At 60.8% G+C, this 18877-nt stretch carries 2 protein-coding genes; both read right to left on the reverse strand.

The features are described 5' to 3' along the window. Positions 1–18: 18 nt before the first annotated feature. A complete protein-coding gene (locus BGIM_RS0105625) occupies positions 19–15057 on the reverse strand; it encodes an SBBP repeat-containing protein (protein WP_020468820.1) in 15039 nt (5012 codons plus the stop codon). A 308-nt stretch (positions 15058–15365) separates the two neighbouring features. After that, positions 15366–18830 (reverse strand): serine/threonine-protein kinase, encoded by a 3465-nt coding sequence (locus BGIM_RS57000; RefSeq protein WP_020468821.1) that lies wholly within the window; start codon positions 18828–18830, stop codon positions 15366–15368. Between the last annotated feature and the right edge of the window lie 47 nt (positions 18831–18877).

Consider the following 18877-nt stretch of genomic DNA (forward strand, 5'->3'; position numbering starts at 1 on the left):
TCGTCTTTCCTCGTTGGGTTAACGCAGGTTGAAATCATCAATACTGTCGCCCGATCCCAGATGAATGCCAGTCAATCCGGCGGCGGCCAGAGTCGTGTCGGTGGCCGAAATCGATTCGCCGAACAGAGACAGTTTCAGAGTCGATCCTTCGACATCGAATTGCAGCACCCCGGCCGTCGCCTTGGTGAATTTCAGCGTCTTCAACAATTTCGGACTGGCGCCAAGTCGCTGAATGGTCGCCGTCAGCGAGCCATCGGCGGCCTTGGTCAGCCGCCCCTCGTAATAATTCCCGCCGAAATAGCGGGCGATCAGGCCGACGGTGTGTTGGCCCGGCTGGGTAAAATCGAACCGAGCCGAAACCGACACATCAGCCAGCGACGGCTGAACGGCAAGAGCCACACCATCGCCGTCGGCCGTGAGTTGGCCTCCCGAAATGCGAAGATTGCCCCCTGGTTGTTCGTTCCACGCGGCGCCAAGGGAAGTGTTGTCGGCCCGGTTGAAGTTGTCGGCAAATCGAGGGGCGAGAGGCGTGATGTTGAAATTCGTCAACGCCACGTTGCCGGTGGCATAGATTCCCGCCCGGCCGGCAAGCAAGATTGATTTGTCGATCACCACGGTGTTCGTGCCCGAGACGGGCTGCGCCACGCCGTTGATGAGCAATCGCAATTGATCGCCCCGCACCTCCAGTCCCAAGGTTCCCGTTGAGGTGATTCCGGTGGTGATGGTTGCGAACGCCTTCGCCGCTCCGTTCACGTATCGCAACAGCGTGGCGGTGAACACCCCCGTTGTCTTCTCGGTTACTTGAGCTTCGTAATAGCTCCCCTTCGCGGCTCCGTTATGCCGGGCAATCACGCCAATCGACTGACCGGCCGCCTGAAGGGAATAATTCGCCGTCACCAGCACGTCCGCGACACGCGCCGGGGTATACAAGGCAGTGGCCGCCACGCCGGTGGCCGCGACAAACTTGCCGTCTTGGGCGGTGAACTTGCCTGCCACCGCTTGCCACGCCGAGCCAAGCCCGGCGGAGGAAGCTTGGTAACTCACGGGCAGCGGCACGTCGATCGCACTGGCTTGGAAGTCATCGACCACCACACCGGTCGTCCCCGCGAATCCCGTCCGGCCGGCGGGAAGGACTTGTGTATCCGTGAACTCCACGTATTGGTTGCCGTTCACAAGCAAACGCAGGAACTGCCCTTGCACCTCCAGCCGCAACACCCCTCCGGTCACCTTCGGGCCTGCCGCATACGTCAGCAGCGAGGAGACGCCGTTGACCGTGCGGTAAAGTTTCGCGGTAATCACCCCTTTGTAAAGTTCCAGCCGGGCCTCGTAAGCCGTCAGTTTGCCGTTCGTCAGGTTGGTGCGGGCCAGAACGGAAACCGTCGGCTTGCCCACTGTTGGCAATTGGAAATTCGCCTGAACACCCGTGTCCGTCAGAGGCGTGTCCGCCGTCCGCAGAGCCTGGCCGTTCGCGGCGTTGATGGTGAGTTGCCCTTGGACGACGTTCATCGCTCCGGTCACCGACCAGTCGGTTCCGGTGCCAAAGGCGCCGCTCAAATCGAATCGTTCCAGCGGGTAAGTGGCCCCGATCTTGGTTGCGGAATCCAATCGCAGGCTATAGGAAACCGCCGATGCGTTGGGGTTGGAGATCACCAGCGTGTAGGACTCGGCATTGCCGCTTTGCGTGTAAGGCAGAAGCAACGTGCCGGTTCCAGTGGCCGAACTGACGACATACCCGGCCGAGTTACGAATCTGCGCTTCCACCGACTGGCCGCCGGAGATGGTCAGCGACACCCGCCGCAGATCCGATTGCGGAAGAGCGGTTGTGTTGAATTGCAACCAATCTTGCCCCGCAACCCCCGCCACAACCCCGGCGACCGCATAGCCTGCGTAAACCGTGCCAATCTGCGGTTGCAGGACATACGTTTTGTCCGGCGAAGTGTTGTTGCCCGAAAGGTCCGCAGCGGCGGCCGGGGGACTGATCGTGAAACCGTAATTGCCGATTTCCGTGTTGGCGTGGAAATGTAGGTAGTAGGTTTGCGTTCCGGCCGACAGGTTGTCCAGCCGAATCCGATTGCTCACGGACTGGGCCAAAATGTTGTTATTCGAGTCTCTCAATTCCGCGAGGATTGGCAAGGAGCCGCCGACCGTGATGTCCGCCTCCAGCGTCGATCCGGGCGAGTTCACTTGGAACCGATACCAGTCTTGGTCGTCAATTGTGTTCAAACTGAGACCGGGCCGGGAGATGCCGCTGGAACCGAGCAATTGCAAATCGGTCGCGGTCGCCTTGGAGTCGTTGTTGCCGGCTTTGTCGTCATAGTCCCCGTCGTTCGGCCGTCCGTCGGCGGCCTCCTTCAACTGGGATAGCATGGTCAACCAAGATGTGGCGATGTCAAACCCTGCGTATTCCGTTCCGTAGTTGGAAACCCGTGTCGGGTCGATGGTCAAAATATCCTGATCGCTGACCGGCAGATAAACAGAGAGGCCGGAACTGTTCCGCAAGTCGGATGTCCGGCTGAGAACTGCTTGATTCAACTTGTTCAGTGCCGTGGTGGCGGCGGTTCGCAGGGAGGTTGAGAGAGTTCCGTCGGCAATCACGCCGGACAAGAAACTTCCCAAATCACGCTGCTCGTCGGCGTCTTCATCCGGCAACAATGTCTGGGCCGCGATGGACACCAACTTTAGCTTGTCGCTCTGCGAAGCGGCATCAATGGCCGCCGATAAATCGCCCAAGGCGGCGGCCAAACCGGTCAGATCGGAAGTACGCACGGCCGAAAGGGTGTCCGAGCGGCCGGTGCTGCCGTATCGCTCGCCGTAGGACTGCACCATGCCAGTGGCGAGATTCTCAGCGGTCACGGCAGCCGGGTTGGTTTGCAAGGCGGCCAGCACCGTGTCGTACTCGAAGCCATCGCCGGGAACCGCCTCCTGTGAGGCGACGACCACATCGGTCACATCGCGGAGATTATAAGCCGTCTCGGTGACCCCCATGAAGCAGGCGTCGAAAGCAATCAGATCGAGTTTTGGTTCGCCGGTGAGGGCATTAACGACTTCGCTCGTTGTCAGGTGATCGGGGGCCTGTCCGTCTTGGGTGTCAAAATTGAAGCCCCGCAGACCATCGCCGTGATCCCAGAAAATCAGGGCGTAGTGATTGGCGGGGGCGTTCAGTTTTGTCCAATCCACAAAACTCTTTAACGTAGCCGGATCGCCGGTGTCCTTCTCGGGAAGGATCTGAAAATTCGTGGCGATCTGGTTCGGGTTGGTGTCCGGGGAGATCAATCCCATGCCGGCGGTTGACCAAGCCTTTTGGGTGTTGTTGCCGGTCGGATAGGTTTGTTCGTTGGCGCTCTGATCCCACAACACGGAAATGTTGACCGTGCCCGGCAACTTGGCGACGGCCGCTTCCATTTCGTTGATGTCGTTGAAAGCCCGCTCCGCAAGAGTGTCGGCGGTCATGTACACCATCACAGTCCAGTCGTCCGGGGCGACGGCGGCCGACGAACCGGGCGCGTCAAAAGTCAGTTGGTAATCACTGCCGGTGCTGCCACCCTTCGGAATGAACGTCCGGGCATAGTAGGTCCCGGCCGCCAGCCCTTTGAGGGACACCACCAAATTGCCGTTGGCGCCGGTGCTTGTGGCGATTTTCGCCCCGGCGGCGTTGTACAGTTCGAGGCCAAGCGTGCCGTTGGCGGCGGGATAAGTCATCACAATGTCGTGCTGGGCCGTTCCCTTGCCGACGGTGGTGAAGCGATACCAGTCCGTGTCCGTTCCCGTCAGGCTCAGATCGACCAGCGACTGGGAGCCGACGAGTTTGGTCTGGCCCGGTGTCTGGACCACCGACGCGGTCTGTCGCGTCTGGTTCCCTCCCGTGCTCTCCAACCGGTCGGGGAGAATCGCGGCTTCCGGGGCCACGATTCGCAAATTGTAAGACGGCTGTGTCGCCCCGGAGAAACCGGACACCCGGAGATAATACGTCCCCGCTGCCAATCCTTGCAGGCTGGTTTGCTCGGTGTCGGTGTTGCCAGTCGAAGCGGAGATCAACGCTCCGGAAGTGTCGTATAACCGCAGATCCAAGTCGCCTTCGGTGTTGACAAAGTCGATGGCCGCCAGGTGACCGGCCAATCCCGCAGACGACGTGGAGAACTTAAACCAATCTTCGTCGGCGCTGGAATCGATGGAAAGATTGTTCCACGACTGCTCGCCGTTGACCACGCCCAAGTTGGTGGCCGAAAGCCGGGTGTTGTTGTTTGGCCCGGTCTCGAACACGTCCGGGATCAATGGCAAGGGCGGCCGGACGGTCAGGGTGTAGGCGGGGTTGATTGCGTCGTCGTGGCCCGAAACTCGGACCAGATAATGATCGGCGGGCAGTCCGGCGAGGTTGATCGATTCAGAATCATCCAACCCGGCCGAAGTGCGGAGCAGGTTGCCGTTGCCGTCAAACAATTGCAGGTCGAGATCGCCCAAGGCATTGCGGAAATCGATCCGCACTTCGGACGAGAGGGTGCCGACGGCGACCGTGTCAAAGGCAAACCAATCCTCATCACCGGGGGTGTTGATCGAAAGGCCGGTGAAACTGCTTGGCGTCCAAAGGGCGCCCAAATCTGTCGGAAGAGCCGATGTGTCGTTCGGTTCGTCGGCGTCTTTTGCAAAGCCCTTGGGAACATCAAGCGTCAGTTTGTACGCCGGGTTGGCCGCACCGGAGACCCGGATCAAATAACTGTCCGGCGTCAGCCCGGCGAGGCTCAACACGCCAGTGTCGGAAGAATCATCCCCGATGGTGAGGGTTTGCAGGGGATTCAAGCCGCCATCGCGGTAGAGCTCGAGGACGACATTGCCGTGACCGGCGGCGATGTCGATGCGGACTTGGTTTGCCGCCTCGGATGCGGAGAGCAGGTCAAAGCGGAACCAGTCTTCATCGTGTGACGAAGAAAGGCTCAGGCCGTCAATCTCCGAATGGACGTTGATGACTCCCAAATCGGTCGCGGCCGACGCCTCGCTGTTTGGCTCAAACGCATCAAGGGGATAGGCCCCCCCGGCGGGCGTCTGGTCGATGCGCCCGGCGAACAAACTAGTCGCGGGTCCGCCTGTCAGGCTTTGATCGCCGTCACCGGGATCAAACGTGCCTTGATTGTAAATGGCGCCGGCAAAGGTCACGCGGCCCGCCGAATCAACCGCCACTCCCTGCGCGGTGTCGTCGTTGTCCCCGCCGATACGGTGCGCCCATTGCCGGTTGCCCGACGGATCAAGCTTGGCGACGAAGCCATCCTCGCCGCCGGCGCTGACGAGCTGAAGTTGACCGGCGCCGGGGTCGAAATCGGCCGTTTGTTGAAATGAACCGGCGACATAGACCCCGGTGGCGTCGGCGGCCACCGCGTTCGCGTCGTCGGTGGCAATGCCCCCCAATGTCTTCGCCCAGACCGGCGCGCCGGCCGGGGTGAGTTGCCACACAAAGGCGTCGGTCGCGCCGGTGCTTTGAACTTCAAGCAGACCGAGGCCCGGATCGAAGTCCGCCGTGTCCGAGAATGACCCGACAGCGTACACATGGCCGGCGGAATCAACGGCCACGCCCGTGGCATCGTCGTTTTCCGGGCCGCCGGCATGGGTGGCCCACGCCACGTTTCCGTTCTTGTCGAGTTTCCAGACGAAGGCATCTCGCAGGCCGTTGCTGGTTTCATCCAGCACGACCGTGCTCGGGTCAAAGTCGGCCGTTCCGGAGAACGAACCGGCGACATACACCGCGCCCGAGGCATCCAAGGCGACCCCTCGTCCGAGATCGTCCCCGTTGGCCCCGCCGACGCGCTGCGCCCACAGAGCATTTCCATCAGTTGTCAGGGCGGACACATAAGCGTCCTGCGATCCAAAACTGTTGAGAGAAATCACGCCGACGCCAGGATCAAAGTCAACCGATCCCTTGAAGGAACCGGTAAAGACCACCTTGCCGCCGCCGACCGCGATGCCATTGCCGTAGTCGTCGCCAATATCTCCAAACTGTCTGGCCCAGACAGTGGTGCCTGTCGGATCGAGTTTGGTGACAAAAGCATCGTACCCCTTCGACACGGCAAACACGCCGGTTCCCGAATCGAAGAAGTCCGCATTGCCCTTGAAGCGACCGGTGACATACACATTGCCGGTCTCGTCCACGGCGATGCCCTGGCCGCCGACATCATCATTCCCTTGAAAACGACGCGCCCACAACAGAATTCCAGCCGGCGTGTATTTGGCCACGAAGCCGTTGTTTCCAGCGCTCGCGCTGGTGAGCGTCGTCACGCCGGGGCCGGCATCGAAGTCTACCGTCCCTTTGAAATCACCGGTGACGTAGACATTACCGGCGGCATCCGTCGCGCTGGCCAAAACTTCGCTCGACCCCGATCCGGTCGTCGTCCATGCGGCGCCAAAGAGCTGGTAAGCTCCCGCCGTGCCTGCGTCCAACATTGTCGGGACAGCCGCGTCCGCCATGAACAGCGAAGAGGCTCCTTGCGCGTTCACATCGCTGTCGTAGAGGTTGTTTCCGCCATGATTCTGAGCCGTGAAGGTCAACCCTTGCGCTACGGATGGCTGAACCCGGATGTAATAACCCGGCCCGGCCGTTGGGGCGGCAAAATGGTACGTGCCGTCCGCTGCTGTGACTTGTGTGCCGATCAGGACATCATCGCCGTCGCCGATCACCGCGTTGGTTGATCGATACAAACTGACCAAGGCCCCGCCTTCGTTGGGTTCGGTCGAGTCACGCAGGCCATTCCCGTTGGAGTCGTGCCAAACGTGGCCGCTGATGCCCCCGGCGGGAACTTTCCAGACGAAGGCATCGGCTCCCCCTTCGCTGGTCACCGATTGAACGCTGGAACTAATATCGAAATCAGCCGTCGCTTGGAACGATCCCGTCACGAAAGCCGTTCCGCCAGCAGTCACTGTCACGCCGTTCGCCGTGTCGTCGCTCGACCCTCCGAATGATTCGGCGTTGATGAAATTGCCGTTGCCGTCGAACTTGCTCACGACCGCGTCCTTGTCGGTCGTGTTATTGCTCGTGATCGGAAACGTTCCCGCTCCGGGGTCGAAATCGACGGTGCCGGTGAAACTGCCTGCCGTGAGGATGTTGCCGCTGCCGTCCGTTGCGACGGCCGTTTGATTTCCGGCCAGGGAGACACGCCATACGTCCGTTCCGGTCAGAGTGTGCTTCCAGAGTTCTGATCCCACCGTATAGACGGCATCATTCGTGACGGTGATGGAGGACATCAAACTGGGGTCGGATTCATCAGCCCAGACAAATTTGCCGGTCGTGTCGTACTTGGACACAAAGGCCCCGCCAACATTTCGGACTTTCGTTCCCGGATCGAGATCGGCGGCGAAGGCTTTGCCGTTGAAATAGACGTTCCCTTGGGCATCCGTGGCGACACCAGCGGAAAGATCGTCCGAAGTCCCCCCGATCTTGCTGGCCCAAACGTAATTGCCGTCTTTCGTCAATTTGCTCAGGAAGATGTCAATAGAAGGTGGTTTGCCGGTGGTGGTCTTCAGCGTGCTGGTAAGGTTGGCAGTTTTCTTGGGGTCGGGGTTGAAATCGGCGGTGCCCGCGAAGGTTCCGGTTGTCAGCACGTTCCCGGCCGTGTCCACGCTGATGCCGGTGACGGTCTCGCTCTTGGCGCCGCCGATTTGCCGGACCCACACAAAGTCGCCATCGGAGGTCAGCTTGAGGATGTAAACATCTGGTCCCGTCGCATGGCCGGTGAGCGTCGGCGAATTGGGGCCGAAGTCCGCGCTGCCTGAAAATATCCCGGTGACGAGAACGTTGCCGGACGCATCCGTCGTGATGGCGTCCCCTTCATCGGCCCCGGCACCGCCCAATCGTCTCGTCCAGAGCAAATGTCCGGTCGGATCGTACTTGGCCACGAAGCCATCGGCGGCCCCCTCGCTGGCGAGACCATTGCCGGTTGACCGGGGGTCGAAATCGACCGATTGCTCGAATTGCCCGGTCACATAGATGTTCCCGGCGTCGTCTTTGGTGACGGCCCGGCTGGTCTCGGACCCTCCCCCGCCCAAGCCCCACCCGCCCGTGACGAGGGGCGATTCTTGATAGCCAGCGCCCAGATTTGCAATCGGCCCTTGTGTCCGTCGCACCAGTCCGGTTTGGCCAAGTCCGTCAATGTCACTGTCCTGAGCGGAGTTTGTTCCCTGTCCGGCGAGAGTGGCCACATACACCGGCAGGCTGTCCGAGGAAGTCTGATTTTGCGGTAGGCTGAACCGAACATAATAGCCGAAACTATCGGGCGGCTCGAAGAATTGATAACCACCGGTGAACGTAGTCACGGAATTGAGCAGCACATCGTTGCCATTGCCGATGATGCCGTCCACGGAGTCGTAAAGTTCCACGGTGGCATCCGTCAGTTCCGGCTCGCCGGAGTCTTGAACTCCGTTGGCGTTCAAGTCGTCCCAGACCCGTCCTTGAATGGTGAATTCTTGGAGTTTGCTGACGAAGCCGTCCGTGGCGCCACTGGCGGTTAGCAGGAACGGTGTGACGCCAAGGTCCAGGTCGGCCGTGCCGCCAAATCCGCCGACGGCGGTCACATCTCCCTGCCCGTGGACGGCAATCGCCGCCGGGTTATCCGACCCGGCTCCGCCCAACCGGTCTGCCAGGACAAACTGACCGCTTGAAGTCAGTTTGGCAACGAAACCATCCGTGGCCCCGGCGCTGACCATGTGGAAGCCGGCCGGGTTGTCGGTGTTGAAGTCAGCGTCGCTCGTGAACGATCCGGTGGCGTACACATACCCGCGTGCATCAACCGCGACGCCGGTTCCCGTGTCGGCGCCTGAACCGCCGAATGATTTGACCCAAACGAAGTTGCCCAAGGCAGTCAACTCGCCGACATAGGCATCCGCCGAACCGCCATGACTCGTCAGGTTAAAGTGATTGACGGAATCAAAATCCACCGTGCCTTGAAAGCCGCCGGTGAAGAGGACATTGCCGGTCGGGTCCAGGGTGATGCCTTGGGCCGTGTCGGCGCCGCCGGCGCCAAACTGTTTTGCCCATCCGAAACTGGTCGCGTTGAGCCGGACGACGAAGGCATCCGAACTGCCGCCAAAGCTGGTGAACTGCTGGGTGCCCGCGAACGGGTTGAAGTCGGCGGTGCCGGTGAAAGAACCGGAGACGTAGACGCCGCCGCTGTTGACGGCGATTCCCGAGACAGTCACCGTGCCCGCGCCGCCAAGTTGCCGGGCTGTTCCTGTCACGGTGCTGCCGTCAGGGTTTAGCTTGACGACGAAGGCATCTGACCCGCCGGGGTTGGTGAAGGCCGTGCCGCCAATGTTGGCGTCCCCCGTGAATGTCCCGGCAACTTGGATGCTGTTCTGGGCATCCACGGCAACAGCCACACCGGTGTCGTCGCCCGCGCCGCCGAACCGTTGCGCCCACAAAAACACGCCGGAAGAGTCTAGTTTCGTGACGAAGGCATCGGTTCCACCGGCGCTCGTCAGCATGGTCGCGCCGAAGGTGGCCGTCGTGGTGAACGTCCCGGTCACCACGACGGCTCCGTTCGCGTCGATGGCAACTCCCGAGGCTTGGTCGTCGCCGGAGCCCCCCATCGATTTCACCCACAACAATTGTCCGGCGGGGTCGTATTTGGCGACGTAGCCATCCGAACTGGAACTTGTCAACGCGGAGACTCCGGGGTCGGGGTCAAAGTCCGCCGTGCCGCTGAAGGAGCCAACAATATAAGTGTTACCGGCCGCGTCCGTGGTCACGCTCTTGGCCGAATCCGTTCCGGCGCCGCCGATGGCCCAAGCGAGAGTTGTCGTCGAAACCGTTCGCAGGCCGGCGTTCAGCGATTGAACCGGGTTCACGCTGAGATCGAAGATGGCCGTCCGGCCATAGTTGTCCGTCTCGTTATCATTGCTCGGGATCGTTGGCTCAAGATAGGCCGGATTGTTCCCGGCGGTTCCGGTCGGGGGGCTGACACGGATATAACGGCTTCCGGCGCGGACCGGGTCGCGGAAGCGGTAAGCCCCGTTGGCGTCAGTGGTCACGGATTCCAACAAGATATCGTCGCCATCGCCGACAAGCCCGTCGGTCGAATCGTACAATTCCACCGTTGCATTGGCGACACCGGGTTCGTTGAGATCACGAATGCCGTTGCCGTTTTGATCGTCCCATACGATGCCGGTCACATCCGCGAAAGTCAGTTTGCTGACGAATGCGTTGTTGACACTGGTGAGAGGTGAAGAAGTATTTGGATCAGGGTCGAAGTCGGCTGTGCCGGAAAAAGATCCGGCGGTGTAAACATCCCCTTGATCGTCCGCCGCCACTCCGAACCCCTGTTCGTCTCCCGTCCCGCTCAGTTGTTTGACCAAGACAAAATTGCCGGCGGCGTCCAATTTGGTGACATAGGCGTCCAGCGAACCGGCCGGGGTAAAGGTTTGCGTGGAAGACCCGACTTGGACACTGAGAACGCTGTTAAAAGTTCCGGTGGTGTAGACGTTACCCCGGTTGTCTGTCGCCACGCCGTATCCAAAGGTGAGGTCTGTTCCGCTAATTTGGTTTGCCCAGTCAAACTGGCCAGCCGAGTTCCACTTGAGTACGAAGGCATCCGCATTGCCAGCGCTGGTCAGGTCGAAAACGCCGGTCGGATCAGGGTCGAAGTCAACTGTTCCCGAAAAATACCCGGTGGCGTAGACATTTCCGGCGGCATCGGCCGTCATTCCATAGATCACATCGTCGATGGAGCCGCCAAAACACCTGGCCCAGACAAAGTTGCCGGCCGAGTCCAGCTTGCTCACATAGGAATCTTGGTTGCCGGCGCTGGTCTGGTTGAACGTGCCGACCAGATCGGGATTAAAGTCGGCCGTCCCGGCGAAAACACCGGCGGTGTAGACGTTCCCGTTCCCGTCCAAAGCCACGCCGACGCTGTCCAAGTTTGAGGACCCGATGAATTGCTTCGCCCAGATCAAGTTGCCGTTCGCGTCCAGTTTGCTCACATAGGCGCTTGTGACAGCAGAACCGGAGCCAGTCAGCGTACTGATTCCGGCGCCGGGGTCGAAGTCGCCCGATCCGGTGAAACGCCCGGTGGTGTAAACATCCCCGAGTCCGTCCACGGCCACGCCGCGCCCGATGTCCGATGCCGTGCCGCCGAGTTGTCTCGCCCAGACCAAGTTGCCATTAGCGTCCAGTTTCATCACGAACGCATCAAAACCGCCAGCGCTCGTCAGATTGGTGGTCAGGTCCGGGCTGGGATCGAAATCGACCGTACCCGAGAAGTCCCCGGTGACATACACGTTCCCGGCGGCATCCGTCGTCACCCCCAATCCGTTGTCGTTTGTCGCACTGCCAAAACGCCTGGCCCATATCAGGGCTCCGGCGGCGGTGTATTTCGCCACAAAGATATCATCGCCCCCGGCGTTCGTGAGGGTGTAATCGCCAACCGATGGATCAAAGTCGGCGGTCGTTCTGAAACTCCCGGTGGTGTACACGTTCCCGGCGGCGTCCGTCGCCACCACCTGTCCAAGGTCAGTCCCCCCCGAATTGAGGGCAAACCCAAACGACGGCGCGGCACCGGACAGCCCGGCGTTCTTGACGGCGGCCTGATTGCCCGCCAGTGTGAACGCGGCCGTGCGGCCGGTGCTTGGAATGGCGTCGTTCTCTCCGGCGGTCGGAGAAAAGCCGAAGCCGACCGGCGGCCGGAATTGTACCTGATACCCGCTGTCGGTGGTGTCCGGCGGGGCGATGAACGAGTATTTGCCGTCCGCCCCGGTTGCTTGCACGCCGAGGGATTTTCCGTTGCCGTCGAGCAACTCCACAACAGCCCCGGCCACGGGCGGTTCGTTGAAGTCTTGCACGCTGTTCCCGTTTTGATCGTCCCACACGACGCCGCTGACGGTCGCCTGCGTCAGTTTGGCGACAAAAGCGTTGGTGTTCCCGGCGCCTGTCAGCGGGAAACTGGCATTTGACGGGTCAAAATCAGTCGTGTCGGAGAAAGTGCCGGTGGCGATGACTCCACCCAAACCGTCCGTCGCCACCCCGTATCCGTAGTCGTCCGATGTCCCGCCCAACCGCCGGGCCAGCACGAATTTGCCCGAACTGTCCAGTTCGCTGATGTAAGCATCGATAGAGGAACTGTCGCTGGTCAGGTTGAAAACTTCGGCGCCCGGATCAAAGTCGGTCGTTCCTTGAAAATGACCGATCGTGAACACGTTTCCGCGGGAGTCGGTCGCCACGCCCGAGGCAAACTCGTCTGACGTTCCGCCAAGCTGCTTGGCCCAGACGAAGTTGCCGGCCGGGTCCAGCTTGCTCACATAGGCATCATCCCCGCCGTCATTGGTCAGGTTGAACGTCCCGGCGCCGGGGTCGAAATCGGCCGTCCCATCATAGAAACCGGTGGTAATGATGTTGCCTTGCGCGTCCGTTGCCACGCCAAAGCCTTGTTCGGTCGCCGTTCCGCCAAGCTGTCTGGCCCAGACAAAGTTTCCGGCCGGGTCCAGCTTGCTCACGTAAGAATCGTCGCTGCCGGCGCTGATTAAAGTGAATGTCCCGGCGCCGGGATCGAAGTCGGTCATGCCGCCGAAGAAACCGGTGGTGATGACATTGCCCTGGCGGTCCGTCGTCAGACCCAATCCGCCGCTTGCCGAAGTCGATGAGTTCAACACCCTGGCCCAGACAAAGTTCCCGGCCGGGTCCAGTTTGCTGACGTAGGCGTCGCTGCCGCCGTTGACGGCGGCCGTCAGATTGAAGGTTCCGACACCGGGATCGAAGTCGGCTGTGCCCGTGAAGTAGCCGGTGGTGTACACATTCCCGGCGGCATCCGTCGCAACTCCCTGCCCGCGGTCGTCGCTCGCTCCGCCGAGTTGTCTGGCCCAGACGAAGTTGCCGGCCGAGTCCAGCTTGCTCACATAAATGTCTTGATTGCCCGCGCCGGTCAGGTTGAACGTCCCGGCGCCGGGGTCGAAGTCGGCTGTGCCCGCGAAATTCCCGGTGGTGTAAACATTGCCCTGCGAATCGACCGCCACGGCATAACCGAAGTCATGAAACATCCCGCCGAACGTCTTCGCCCACACCAATGCCCCGGCGGCCGAGTATTTGGCCACATAGGCATCCACATCGCCCTCGCTGGTCAGGCTGTAGTCTCCGGGGCCGGGATCGAAGTCGGCTGTTTTGGTGAAGGCGCCGGTGATGTACACGTTTCCAGCCGCGTCGGTGGTCGCCGCCTCGCCTTGGGCATCGTGATTGTCGTCCACTTGGTCGGCGAATCCGAAGGCCGGAGAGGCGCCGGTCAACCCCACGTCCCGGACGACCTGCTCATTGGCCCCCAACGGGAACAGAGCCGTCAGCCCGGTCGCATCGGCATCGCTATCCCGGCTGTCGTCCCCCCCTTGATCCTGGCTGGTGAAAACAAAACCGGTGGGAGTCCGGAATCGCACTGCATATCCCCCGGCACTGGCCGGCGGCGTGATGAACGAATAAACTCCGTCCGCTCCGGTGATTTGGATGCCGAGGGATTTTCCGTTGCTGTCGAGCAACTCTGCCACGGCCCCGGCCACGAAGGGTTCTCCGTTGTCGCGGATGCCGTTGCCGTTTTGATCGTCCCACACCCGGCCGCTGATGCCGGCCTGGATCAGCTTGCTGACATAGGCATCGCCGCCACCCAAACTGGTCAGCGAGAGAACACCGGCCTCCGGATCGAAGTCGGCCGTGCCGGAAAAGGTTCCCGTGGAGTAAACATTTCCAAACAAGTCTGCCGCCACGCTGTTTCCGGTGACTTGGGTCGTTCCGCCGAACCTCTCCGCCCATTGAAAATTGCCTGCCGAATCTAACTTGCTGACAAAGGCATCGTTGGCGGTCCCGCTGCTTGTTAGATTGAAAGTTCCGGCGCCGGAATCGAAGTCGGCCGTGCCTTTCAGAGTCCCCGTGGTGTAGACATTTCCCTGCTTGTCCAACGCGAGGGCGTTCCCCGAAACCTGCCCCAATCCCCCCATCTGACTGGCCCAGATGAAATTCCCGGCCGAGTCCAGTTTGGTCACGAAGGTGTCTCTGTTGACACCAAAGTCATCGGCACAACTCAGGTTGAAGACTCCCGGACCCGGATCGAAGTCGGCCGTGTCGCTGAAAACGCCGACGATGCACACGTTCCCTTGAGCGTCCAATGCCAGTCCGTTGCCTGCGGACACTCCGTCGCCGTTAAACTGTTTGGCCCAGACGAAATTCCCGTCCGGGTCCAGTTTGCTGATATAAGCGTCGCCGTTGCCGCTGAGATTGTAAACCGAAGGCCCCGGATCAAAGTCGGCCGTGAAGTTAAAGAACCCGGTGCTGTAGACATCCCCGAGCGCGTCAACCGCGATCGCCCCTGCGTTAACCGAAACGGTTCCGCCAAACGACTTGGCCCAAACGAAATTCCCGGCCTGATCCAGCTTGCTCACGAAAGTATCGAAACTTTTGGAAGTGATGCTAAAGACGGATGATCCCGGATCGAAGTCGACCGTTCCTTCAAAAGTTCCCGTGGTGTAGACATTTCCGCTATTGTCCACGGACACCGCTTTTTGCTGAGCATATGACAGGCCGCCGCTCAAGACATCGAACTGTCTGGCCCAGACGAAGTTGCCTGCCGAATTCAATTTGGTGACAAACTCGCCGCCGGAATTCAAGTGATAAACACCGGGTCCGGGGTCGAAATCAACTCCGCCAGTGGCGGTTCCCGCCGTGTAAATATTCCCATTCGCATCCACGGTGAGCGCGAGATCATCAAGGAACACTCCACCGCCGAACTGTTTGGCCCAAATCAGGTTCCCGGCCGGATCTACTTTGGTGAGATAAGCATTTGCCTGGCTGTTGCTGGTGAAATTGAAAACACCCGGTCCCGGATCAAAATCAACCGTGCCCCCGAAGAATCCGGCCGCGTAGACGTTTCCGGCCGAATCGGTGGCGACCGAATGACCCTCTTCATCTCCAATGCTGCTTCCAATTTGGTAGGTCAGGCCGACTTGGGCGGGAACGGCGCGAATTTCGAGTTCTTCCAGTCGGATCCGCTTTGGGGAGACCGGCCGGGATTGTGGAAACCGAAAGAAGGATCGCAGCCAACTCGGGCGAGACATCAAGACCACTCCAAAAGGCCGTCCGGTCGCTCTGAATGGTTAAGCGAACCGAACCGGGCCAACCGGACAAGCAATTAGGAATTCGCGAAAAACATCGCCATCGCGAAGATAATCAAACGGGGCTTTTGCTGACGGAGGGGTATCCGTCAGAGGAGTCATTTGGCGCTGGCGCGATTGTTTTGGACACTCTGCCAGCCACTCAAATTCTTTGTCAATTTACACATTCGAGGAGGGCCATGCGACGGCAAAACCGGAAAACTTTGCCCGATTCACCAGCCGAAAACTCCGGTCGCAACGGCGGCCAACCCTCACCAGCCCTGAGTGCGAGCCAGACGGGCGACGTCGGCATTTTTCAACAATTCTCGCAGGGTGACATCCTTTTCCACCTGCTCCCGCCAGAATTTCGACCGCCCGTTGGCGGGGACCATCTCAGCGGCCCGCATCAGCAATTCGGCCCCGCGTTCTTGGTAAAGCAGAGCGGTGGTGGCGTCACCGTTCGCGGGGCCGAGGCGGGCCGCCCGGACATACACGCATGCCAGATTGCATAAGAGCGTGGTTGTCGGCTTGCCGCCATGTTTGAGGGCTTTTTCCGCATCGGCGACGGCTTCCGATACCTTGCCGGTCAACGCCAGAATTTGCGCCCGGCCACACAATGCGTCCGAATGTTCGGGTTTTGCCTTCAATACCGCCTCAAAGTCGGCCAGCGCCAGCGGCACGGATTGGGCCTGCAAATACGCCCAACCCCGATAATTCAACACTTGCGGGTCGTTCTTCAATTGCAACGATTGGGAATACGCCAGTGCCGCCTTGGAATACTCCTTGAGCGTGGCGTGGATCAACCCCCTTGCCCGGTAGGTCTCCGCGTCCGGCGTTTTGGTATGGGCGATACATTCATCCAATGCCCGGCCGGCCTCGGCGTGCTTGCCCATGCTCAACAAAGTTTCGGCCCGCTGACGGTAGGCCGGGGCATAGCCATCGACCACCTTCAGGGCCGCGTTGTACTCGGCCAGCGCCTCTTCCCGGTCGCCCGCCAGATGTTTCAGATATCCCAACTCAACGTGGGCGCTGGCCAGCCATCGATCACCGGTTTGCCCGCCCGATTCGACGGCCTTCACGAAATCTTGCCTTGCCCCGGCGATATCTTCTGCTTCACGGCGAATCTGGGCGCGGGTGTAATAAAGCTGACCATCTTTCGGCTGGGCAATAATCGCCAAATCCAGTTCCCCCAGCGCGGCCTTGGTATCCCCCAATTGGCGATACACTTGGGCAAGATTGGCATGGGCCTGATAGCCTCCCTCCGGCCGGGCGGCGATGGCCAGTTTCAACGCATCGCGGGCGTCTTCCCATCGTTCGCGGACGGCCGCCAGCCGACTCCGGGTCATGAGGCCAAGGTAACGGGCGGCCTGTTCGACCTTGTCTCCCTCCACCGATTTCAAGTCCGACTCGGCCCCGTCGAGGTTTCGCAACTCGACCCTCGCCCCGGCCCGCAGCACACGCGGCCATACGAAATCCGGCCGTTGTGTCACGCAGGTGGTCAGCCAGGCGTCGGCCAGCGCCCATTGTCGTTGCCGCAGATGACACAAACCCTGCAAATACGGGGGCCAGAAGTATCCCGGCTCCAACCGCACCGCTTCCTCGCATCCGTGAATCGCCTCTCCGGTCCGGCCTTGCCGATAGCTATCCACGGCCAGCAGGAAGTGATCCAAGGCTGATACGGGCGGGCGATTCGCCACCTTCACCTGATCGGCTTTCGCCCCCTTGTTGTCGCCCAAGACGGCCAAGAGTCCGGCCCGGCGTTGATACAACACGTTCGGGACGGGCACCTGATTGGATTCGGCGACAATTTGCGCCATGTTCAACAACCGAACGGCCTGCCGTCGCCCGGCTTCCTTGGCGCTGTCGGCTTCCGCCTCGGCCCAGACGAACAGGGCCTCGCAACACCAGCGGGCGGTCTGTCGAAGTTGGGCCTCCGATTGGAAATGCCGGGCAAACTCTTTGAGCGGCTGTTTGGATGATTCTCCCGGCCGTGACGGATCAATGCGAAACGACGCCAGCGAGGCCGGCGCCAATTTGGCGATGGCCTCGCGGTTGTCCGCCTGCCCGTCCGAATCCACGCTCAAATGCCGGAACAATAATTCATCCCGATCGCGGCCAAGCTTGGCGATCCATGACTGGACATCCCGACGTTCTGACTGGTCGCTGGCTACTTCACGCGATTGTTTCCGCACCCCCTCCAACCTGGTTTCAATCTCGGCCCGCAGCGTCTCATCCTCCGGTTCTCGCGAAGCGGCCAGCACGGCCAATGCCTGTTCCATCGACCCATCGGCTTCCGTCAACAGGCGAATGGCCGATGCTTGGTCATTGCGAGTCAAGGCCTGTCGGCCTTCACTCTCCGATTCCCGGCCTTTCAGCCAAAAGGCATCTGCCTGACGGCGTCGCTCGCTTTGTTGCTTGAACACACGGGTTTGCTGCTCGGCATAGAGGCCATAAATCCCGGCCCCGAGACAGCCGACGCAGATGATGAGCAGCACCGCGACCGCCAGCGCGGCATCGCGTGGCCGCCGACGCGCCCACTTGACGCCCCGCTCGAAAAGCCCGACCGAACGGGCCAAAATCGGCTCGGCGGCCGCAAACCGCCGGAGGTCTTCAGCCAGTTCGGCACATCCGGCGTATCGTTGGCGCGGGTCTTTTTCCAGCGTCTTCAGGCAGATCGTTTCAAGATCACGAGGGATGTCGGATCGCAATTTGCGGGGATGCGGAACCGGCTCGTTCTGGTGCAAAAACATCTGCTGGGTCGGCCCCCCGGCGAAGGGAGTGCGACCGGTCAGCATTTGGTATAGCGTGCAACCGAGACTGTATTGGTCGCTGGCGGCGATGCCGTTCCCGTCGATTTGTTCGGGGGCCATGTAGGCGGGCGTGCCCATCGCCGTGCCTTCCTGCGTCAGCTTTTCGTCCCCGGCCTCCGCGCGGGAGGCCAGGCCGAAGTCCAGCAGAAGCGGCTCGCCCTTCTCATCCATCATCATGTTTTGCGGCTTCACGTCCCGATGCACGATCCCCTGCGAGTGGGCATAGGCCATCGCCTCGGCGACCTTCCGCATGATCCGCGCCGTCTCGGCGACAGGCATCGGTTCCGAGCGGTCGTTGTGTTTCTCGATCACCGCCTCCAGGGTTTTCCCGGCGATGAATGCGGAAGCGATGTAACACCGCCCGTCTTGCTGGCCCGCCTCGAACAGGGGGACGATGTTCGGATGCCGCAGATTTCCCGAGGCTTTCGCCTCCCGGAAAAACCGCTCCAGCCGTTGGGGCGTGCTGATGGCTCCCGGCTTGGCGAGCTTTAACGCGACTTCTCGATCCAGTTGCGGGTCATACGCCTGATAGACTTCGCCGAAGGCTCCTTCGCCAAGTTTTTGACGCAGTTCAAACCGGCCGATGCGACTGTGATAGGTCTCCGTCAAACCCGGTTCCGCAGGCACATACGATGCCGTCGCCATTGGATCGACGGAGAAAGAAAGCCCTTCGCCGTTGACGGGCGCATTGGCTGGCAAAACGAGCGTCACTCCGGCGGTTGGCGGGGGAAAAGCCGGGGTTTTGGAATCCGCGTTTGGCGGCAGGTCGAGCGTCACGCGGGCGGTCGGCGGGGGAAAGGCAGGGGTGTTGCTGTCGGCGTCCGGTAGGTCGAGCGTCACGGGAAGCAACGGGTTGCCGCTTCCGAAGACGAGTGTTTCCCGCGAATCGGGAAGCACGCGGTTGGACGGACGCGACGAGTCGGACATGGCGATGTCCCGATTTCACTGGCGGGTAAGATGTTAATGTAACATCA

Source organism: Zavarzinella formosa DSM 19928 (genome assembly GCF_000255705.1).
Taxonomy (GTDB): Bacteria; Planctomycetota; Planctomycetia; order Gemmatales; family Gemmataceae; genus Zavarzinella; species Zavarzinella formosa.